At 47.1% G+C, this 7,067-nt stretch carries 9 protein-coding genes; 6 read left to right on the top strand and 3 right to left on the bottom strand.

Features of this window, described 5'->3' with window-relative positions; genetic code table 11:
• Positions 1–1,158 (top strand): tyrosine-type recombinase/integrase (locus tag Q0688_RS27495; protein ID WP_299085343.1); only part of this gene is annotated, 1,158 nt, incomplete at its 5' end.
• Positions 1,159–1,181: 23 nt separating this feature from the next.
• Here Q0688_RS27495 and Q0688_RS27490 read toward each other — a convergent pair.
• Together Q0688_RS27490 and Q0688_RS27485 are read right to left on the bottom strand one after the other, a co-directional pair.
• Positions 1,182–1,649 (bottom strand): LuxR C-terminal-related transcriptional regulator, encoded by a 468-nt coding sequence (locus tag Q0688_RS27490; protein ID WP_299085340.1) that lies wholly within the window; start codon positions 1,647–1,649, stop codon positions 1,182–1,184.
• Between the two features lie 22 nt (positions 1,650–1,671).
• Positions 1,672–2,232 (bottom strand): cytochrome b/b6 domain-containing protein, encoded by a 561-nt coding sequence (locus Q0688_RS27485; RefSeq protein WP_299085337.1) that lies wholly within the window; start codon positions 2,230–2,232, stop codon positions 1,672–1,674.
• A 227-nt stretch (positions 2,233–2,459) separates the two neighbouring features.
• Between Q0688_RS27485 and Q0688_RS27480 the strand changes: the two genes are divergently transcribed.
• Positions 2,460–2,999 carry a manganese efflux pump MntP family protein gene (locus Q0688_RS27480; protein WP_299085334.1) on the top strand — a complete coding sequence of 180 codons (540 nt, stop codon included), beginning with the start codon at positions 2,460–2,462 and terminating at the stop codon, positions 2,997–2,999.
• A 401-nt stretch (positions 3,000–3,400) separates the two neighbouring features.
• On the opposite strand, the gene Q0688_RS27475 is transcribed toward Q0688_RS27480, so the two are convergent.
• Positions 3,401–3,625, bottom strand: coding sequence for a helix-turn-helix domain-containing protein (locus Q0688_RS27475; protein ID WP_299085331.1), 225 nt, complete (start codon positions 3,623–3,625; stop codon positions 3,401–3,403).
• Positions 3,626–3,868: 243 nt separating this feature from the next.
• Between Q0688_RS27475 and Q0688_RS27470 the strand changes: the two genes are divergently transcribed.
• The 4 genes from Q0688_RS27470 to Q0688_RS27455 all read left to right on the top strand — a co-directional run.
• Positions 3,869–4,576: a thermostable hemolysin gene (locus tag Q0688_RS27470; RefSeq protein WP_299085328.1), complete on the top strand. Its 708-nt coding sequence runs from the start codon at positions 3,869–3,871 to the stop codon at positions 4,574–4,576.
• The gene (locus tag Q0688_RS27465; RefSeq protein WP_299085325.1) at positions 4,577–6,082 is read left to right on the top strand and encodes an AMP-binding protein; all 1,506 of its coding nucleotides are present in this window, start codon (positions 4,577–4,579) and stop codon (positions 6,080–6,082) included.
• Positions 6,083–6,092: 10 nt separating this feature from the next.
• On the top strand, positions 6,093–6,764 hold the full coding sequence (locus Q0688_RS27460) for an iron-containing redox enzyme family protein (protein WP_299085322.1): 672 nt from the start codon (positions 6,093–6,095) through the stop codon (positions 6,762–6,764).
• The coding region (locus Q0688_RS27455) for a hypothetical protein (RefSeq protein WP_299085319.1) at positions 6,761–7,067 on the top strand (307 nt) is incomplete at its 3' end. The genes Q0688_RS27460 and Q0688_RS27455, both read left to right, overlap by 4 nt.

Genomic DNA, 7,067 nt, shown 5'->3' with positions numbered 1-7,067 from the left:
AAAAGTAGGCTGTATAAGCGGCAGATCATGAAGGTCGGTGAAGCGAGAAACGCGGAAGTACCGATCTCGGAGCTGAGGCAGAAAGCAGATAGCCTATTCCTGGAGATACAAGAGGGACGAGACCCCCAGCTGCTAGCTCAGAAGTTAGCCGCTGAGCAAGCTAATGAGCAACAGCTATTCGCGGCCAAGCGAACTTTCAGGGACATGATATTTGGCTCTCCAACAGGTCAAGACGGGGAGTTTTTACCTGATGGCTTTGTTGCGGAGAGGCGTCCCGGTGAGCGTTACCTGATCGATATTAAGAACAAATGTGAGGCTTTGTTGGTGGACTTACTGGATGAGCCTCTATACAGCATATCGGCCGAACAGGTGAAGACCGTGTATTTGCAGAAAGTCGGTAAAGGAGAAACCCAACTACACAACGCAATGCGTATATTGAGATCAGTATGGAATTGGGCTCAAGCCAAATACGATGAGTCCAATCTTTACCTCCGAAACCCGGTTAGCCGAGCGATGAAGCAGTTGGGTGTCAATATCAACCGTTCTAACCGGCGCACAGAACGTCTGGATGATGGCGATTTTAAACCGTATCTCAAGGCCGTTTTAAGGCTGCGGGAGCACGACCACACCTCAGCTTTCAGAAATGGGCGAGATGCGCTGCTATTTATGCTATTTTCCGGTGTAAGGTTAACCGGTACAGTGACCATTCGGGTCGCAGGTATTGATCTCAACCGGTTAACATTCAAGATTATCAAGAAGGGCGGAACGCAAGTAGAGCTGCCTTTGAATACTGTCACGGAAGCTATTGTCCGTAATCGGCTGGCGCACTTGCCGGAGAAAACCGAATATTTATTTCCAGGCATCACCGGTAGCGGACACTACAGGGATACGAAAGAGGTCAGAAAGATCGTTAAAGATGTGTCAGGGGTGGCGGTTACTAACCACGATTTGCGCCGAACCTATAAGTCTATTGGGGCAGAATTGGAGATTAGCCCAATTCTTATCGACGAGCTATTGAGCCATGCAAGAGAAGGTGTCGACGCCCACTATATTCACCCATCCATGACAAAACTACGTGAGGCGAGTCAGAAAGTGGCCGATTATATGATCAATAAATCCTGCCTAGAGCTGACAAAAGAGCTAACGTTGGCTTGGTGATACTGGATTTTTGTTACGGGCTGCTAAACTTCGCTCATAAGGTCTTCAATGAAGTGGGCAGCCAGTTCGTGCCGCCCGGAGTATCCGGACTTGGAATAGATTTTGGTTGCCTGCAGCCTGACCGTTTTTTCCTTAACATTGCGCAGTTCAGCGATTTCTTTCATCGAGAAACCTTTGATGAGCAGCATAGCGACTTCGCTTTCGGAAGGCGATAACTCCCATTGTTCGAATTGAGAGCGTATGACTGAAAATAGCTCACCGGCCAGCCTTGCAGTTTTGGACTTCTCTGCTCGAATTTCCGTATTTAAGGCTTTCACGTGCAATAGCTCACGAAATAACACGTAGGATATGGCTAGAAAGACCGCAAATTCGATAACAATATGTAAGTAGCTGTCTCCCCCGGAAACAACGTCAACAATAATGTCATACGCAAAGAATAACATTGCAGCTGCAAGTACTGCAGCTGGCAAGTATTTATTCACGTTGTCCATTGATAGGGGTAACCTTGTATAGTCATTGGCTGGTAAACATCCTTTTCCAGATAGGGTTTCCACTCAGCGTATGCAGAACCACTGCTCCTACGTGCAACCCAAGATAAAGTGGAATGAGAGTTTCGCCGATCTCATGCAGTTCTTCAATGAATTCGAATAGCTCACTCTCGGCACTGGTATCCAGAATAAAAAGCCCTGCTCCTGTGAGAGCCATCCAGGTGAATACAATCAAGCCAAACGCTTGGGTTATCCCGGCTAGTCCCTGATGGTGATTATGCTCAGGGATCTGGAACTTAAATAGTGACCTGAAATCAAGCAAGGCAAGTTGCCACTGTTGCCGAGAGAAGGGGGACCAACCTCGAAACGATAATGTACCGGAAGAAAAAGATCCGATAATGATTCTTATTACTATAAAGGCTGCAAGTGACAGCCCTAGATATGCGTGCAACAAGTAGCCTAAGTTTGTGTTCCCATCTACAGCTAGCTCAGCGGTTAGATAGGCCGCGATGCCAAATATGGCCAGACCCAGATGAATGATCTTGGCATAAGTCGGGTAGTTGTAGTCGTGAGCAATTGTGGCCATAGCTTTCTCCATTTATTGGTGAGATAGCTTTACTATGGCGGCTTAGGAAATGGGTCAAAACTGGGCGAGTGACCTAAAAGTCATTGCATATGACATATGTCCTATAGGATTTGATCAAAATATAGTCTCAATAGCCTCACAACAGAATGAATTTTGCTGTTCCAGCCATTTAATGGTGCAGTACAGGTATGCATTTCTACAAGGGCTACGAATACAGTGAAAGGTATATGACAGAACTTATTATTTTGGCATTTGCATTAAGTATGGATGCATTTGCCGTTTCGATGGGCCTGGGCGCAAAACAAGAGCGAAAAACGTCGAATCTAGCTACCCTGGCTGCGATTTATTTCGGCCTTTTCCAGGGTGGTATGCCGATCATTGGGTATCTGGGTGGAAGGGGCCTGCTTGGCTGGGTAGAGTCCGCTGCGCCTTGGTTAGCTTTTATGCTATTAATTGGCATCGGCTTAAAGATGATTTACGAGTCATTTGCTGAAGGCGTTGAGGAAGAGATTTCAATCATTACCCATCGTGTGATGCTGACGCTGGCTATTGCGACCAGTGTGGACGCAATGGCTGCCGGTTTTTCGCTGACGTTGCTTCAAGTTAATCCCTGGGTTGCCTGCGCTATTATCGGTGTTACTACCGCATTGTTCAGTATCGCTGGTGTGCATATTGGCCGCCGTAGTGGAACCTGGCTGGAGAGCAAGGCCGAGTTGCTTGGTGGGGTGGTTTTGATCCTGGTTGCGGTAAAAATTCTAATCGATTAGATAAACGGGGGTTGGGAATGAGCGCAGCCCCTGCGCTCCTGACCCGCTGGCGAAGCGTGGGGGTAGCAAATGGCCAGTGGCTCGCCGGAAGCCGCAGCTAAGTGACTGAGCAACGCGAAGGAATCTGAACGGGTGAGGAAGCGCGAAGCTTTACACTTGCCATGCGCGAGGGGCAAGGCCCCTTAGTAAAGTAGCTTGAGCATGTGGGTTGATGTTCTACTGAGAGATGGGTGTAGGTGAGTGAAGCTGCTCGATGATTTTACAGACCGCAGGGCTGGAGCGTTAGGGATTGAGAGGGCGATAGTTCCCCAGCGGGGAATGAGCGGTTAGCGAACCCGGCCAAGCCCGGCAAACGCCAACAGATATACATCAGGGACTTTCCAGAATTGTCGACATGATGGCTAGACATAGGTTTCTTCGTAGTTGGATGTGGTATTTTTTTCCTTGAAAATAATGACCTCTGATTCCAGGTAAAAAACTTTGCGAAACCGCTTACACCAAGGTAATTCTGGGCGTTCTCCAGTGCAGCGCCACTTTCTCAAAGTACTGGGTGACAATCCAAGCAGCTCGGCGGCTTCTTTCGTTGTCAGTTCACGTTCAATGTTGTCAGGCGAGTTATTGCTCATACTGTCCCCGTCTTTTGTAAGTCATCAAAGCTTATTTTTCTGAGGCGCATTTTCCAGAATAAACCTTTCAATGAGGGGAGAAACATGGTGGCCAGCGGAAGAGAAGAGCACTGATTTTGTGCGCTATTTATCAAAATTTTGGGTTTTTGGCAGACATATGCTAGAGAATCTGACCTCCCTAAGGTTGTTATAAGATAATAACCCTATGGTTAACTCCACGAGCAAAGTGATTGGAGTTTTCCCATGTTTCAGGCAGGTGTTAATAGAAGCCATTCTCATTACAACCCATATGACGCTGAATTACACACAGATGTTGGATTGCAAGAGACTAAATGCGCTGAGCGAATGGATTTAGAGCGTTTTATTGCCGAGAAATACCTCCAGGTTCACAACGCCCGGCTGAATGAATATTTACCCCTGCTCTTTGGTGTTCGTCATAACACGGAATTGGTGGGTGCGGTTGGTATGAGACCGGGGCTGTATCGGCCCATGTTTCTGGAACAATATCTGGATTTACCTATTGAGCAGCAGGTCGCTGCTTTGTCAAACCAGCCCGTTGATCGTTGCTCACTGGTAGAAATTGGTAACTTGGCGATTGCACGCAAAGGTTATGGGCCGCTACTTATGGCAATGATGACTGCGGTTTTGGCAGAGGCAGGGTATGAGTGGATGGTCTTTACCGTTACGGAGCAGGTCGAACGGTTGATATGTCGCCTAGGGTTTAAGCCACATTACCTAAAGGGCGCAGAGCCTGATCGGCTAGTAGGGGATAAATCGCTCTGGGGTAGCTATTACGAGAATAACCCTCGCGTTATGGTGGGAAAGCTTGAGACCGCTATGGCCGTGATAGCACAAAACGCGGAGTTGTCTGGATGGGTATCAAGGCAAGGTAGTCATATAACCAGCCTGGCTTGCTCCCTGAGAGACTACCGTCGTTTGAGGTCAGAATAGATGCCTGGTGTGTTGAAACGACTGGAATTTATCGCGAGCCTGATACCTGAAAGGTCAATTGCTCTCACATCAGGTGACTACCAAGTTACCTATAAAGAACTGTTAGATGAGGTAAAACAGCGTATCAGTTGGTTGCGTGGAATCAAGTCAGAGGTTGTCGCGTTGTACGCAGGCAATACAACAGAGTGGGTGTTTATTGATCTGGCTTGCCAGGAATTAGAATTGGTTTTTATACCACTTCCCGCATTTTTTTCCGCTAGCCAGATTCAGGGCTGCCTTCGTCGAACTGGTGTTGATACGCTCTTGAACGATAAGCCAGAGCTACCCGGTTTCATCGATAGCCAGTTTACTTCCATGCCCTATCATGAGCATTCGGCGTCGGTAAATACCATTTATGCCTGGAGGAGTACCGCTTCCAGCGGTACGGATTTACCCATATCGACCCAGAAAATTACGTTCACTTCTGGTTCGACGGGAAGCCCGAAAGGCGTTTGTCTAAGCACGGAACATCAGTGGCGGGTAGCGCAATCGCTGGCAGATGCCATTGGTATCCGCTACCCAAAACATCTGTGTCTTCTACCGCTGAGTACATTACTTGAAAATATCGCAGGTGTTTATACACCTCTATTATGCGGTGGAGAAGTCGTTATCCCATCGGATCAAGAGCGAGGCATGCTAGGAAGCTCGGGTATTGATGCGCAGGCGCTACTAAGTTGCATCAATCGTATAAAGCCTCATTCACTAATTCTTGTTCCCCAGCTTTTGACATTGCTGGTTCAGGCTTGCCTTAAGGGTTGGCAATCACCTGAGATCCTCAAATTTATTGCTGTAGGTGGTGGCAAGGTGTCACCGCAACTGATTCAGCAGGCAAGACAATTGGGATTGCCAGTGTATCAGGGCTATGGCCTGTCTGAGTGTGGCTCAGTAGTTGCTTTGAACACACCAACTAATGATTGTATTGATTCGGTTGGTCAGATATTACCTCACTGTCAGGTGGCTATTGAAAATAACGAAGTTGTTGTAACAGGTTCAGTACACCTCGGCTATATCGAGGACTCTGCCACTTGGAACTCTGAGAAAATTCATACCGGTGATGTCGGACAATTACAGAATGGGTTTCTATCGATTGATGGCCGCAAGAAAAATATATTGATCACAAGTTTTGGAAGGAATATAAGTCCGGAATGGGTTGAGTCCGTCCTGATGGCAAAGCCACTGTTTAAGCAATGTGTTGTATTAGGTGATGCCAAGCCTTTTCTTGTTGCTGTCGTCAGTGCACCACTGTCGGTGAATGATGATGTCATTGCTAGTTGGGTAGAAATCTGTAATCAAAAGTTACCGGATTACGCCAGAATCGGTGGTTGGCTGCGTATTACGGATAAGGAATTTCAACCTTATATAACCGCCAATGGCCGCCCTCAAAGAGAGCAAATTAAATCACAGTTTGATGAGCGTCTGAACCGGTTATATCAAAACAACGATAACGCTTCTTTTCAATTTGGCTAGAGGATAAACGATGAGTTTTTTTCAACGACTGCAACAGGAAACATCGACAGAGCGTAACTATTTGATGTCGGCACAGATTATTGAGAATTGCTTGGCAGGTGAGATCAGTTTGAATGATTACGTGGCATTTTTACAACAGGCCTACCATCACGTAAAACATACGACACCGTTATTAATGGCGACCGGTGCTCGGTTACCTGAGAGTAAGGAATGGTTGAGGGAAGCCGTAGCTGAGTATATCGAAGAAGAGCTTGGTCATCAGGAATGGATACTGAACGATATTGAGGCTTGTGGTTTTGATAAGGAAAAAGCCAGAAGAAGTCAGCCAAACCTGTCGACTGAACTCATGGTGTCTTATGCCTACGACACGATAAACCGGGTAAACCCGCTCGGTTTTTTTGGCATGGTTAATGTGCTAGAGGGTACGAGTATCAAAATTGCCGATTTGGCTGCAGATAAGATTCAAGGCGTATTAAATCTTCCCGCAAATGCGTTCAGCTATTTACGATCCCATGGTGCACTGGATCAAGATCATATCAAGTTCTATGAAGGGCTAATGAGCAGGATCGAAGATGCCAGTGAGCAGGCTCAAATTATTCATTCATCGAAGGCCTTTTACTATCTCTATGGGAATATATTCAGGGAGTTGTCACCCATACAAGCCGAGGTAATCGCCGCGTGAAATTTGTAAGCGGCAGCCTATTCATAAAATCGCTGGTCGTGGTGATCCTGGTATTGCCGACGCTCCGCGTCATGGCAGGCAGCGAATCCATTGTGTATCAAAACGAGTGTATGGGGTGTCATGTTGGCCAGACTAAAGATGGGGGTGTCATTGTAAATGAACTCAGGGGCCCTCCGCTTGGAGGACTTGGCAAACAATATATCTTGCGCCAGCTGAAAGGCTTTAAATACGGCTGGCGTGGGGCAGGGCATCCGGCTGCACGATCAATGTCTGATGCTATCGCAAACTATAGCGACGAGGAAC

Origin of the sequence: uncultured Paraglaciecola sp. (genome assembly GCF_937123705.1) — a bacterium.
Lineage (GTDB): Bacteria > Pseudomonadota > Gammaproteobacteria > Enterobacterales > Alteromonadaceae > Paraglaciecola.
Note: the sequence above shows the minus strand (reverse complement) of the source record. Positions and strands in the feature narration are given on the sequence as shown.

Coding starts and splice junctions, on each gene's coding strand:
- Q0688_RS27475 (WP_299085331.1), bottom strand. CDS start 3,625: ATGAGCAATAACTCGCCTGACAACATTGAACGTGAACTGACAACGAAA.
- Q0688_RS27485 (WP_299085337.1), bottom strand. CDS start 2,232: ATGGCCACAATTGCTCACGACTACAACTACCCGACTTATGCCAAGATC.
- Q0688_RS27490 (WP_299085340.1), bottom strand. CDS start 1,649: ATGGACAACGTGAATAAATACTTGCCAGCTGCAGTACTTGCAGCTGCA.
- Q0688_RS27465 (WP_299085325.1), top strand. CDS start 4,577: ATGCCTGGTGTGTTGAAACGACTGGAATTTATCGCGAGCCTGATACCT.
- Q0688_RS27470 (WP_299085328.1), top strand. CDS start 3,869: ATGTTTCAGGCAGGTGTTAATAGAAGCCATTCTCATTACAACCCATAT.
- Q0688_RS27460 (WP_299085322.1), top strand. CDS start 6,093: ATGAGTTTTTTTCAACGACTGCAACAGGAAACATCGACAGAGCGTAAC.
- Q0688_RS27480 (WP_299085334.1), top strand. CDS start 2,460: ATGACAGAACTTATTATTTTGGCATTTGCATTAAGTATGGATGCATTT.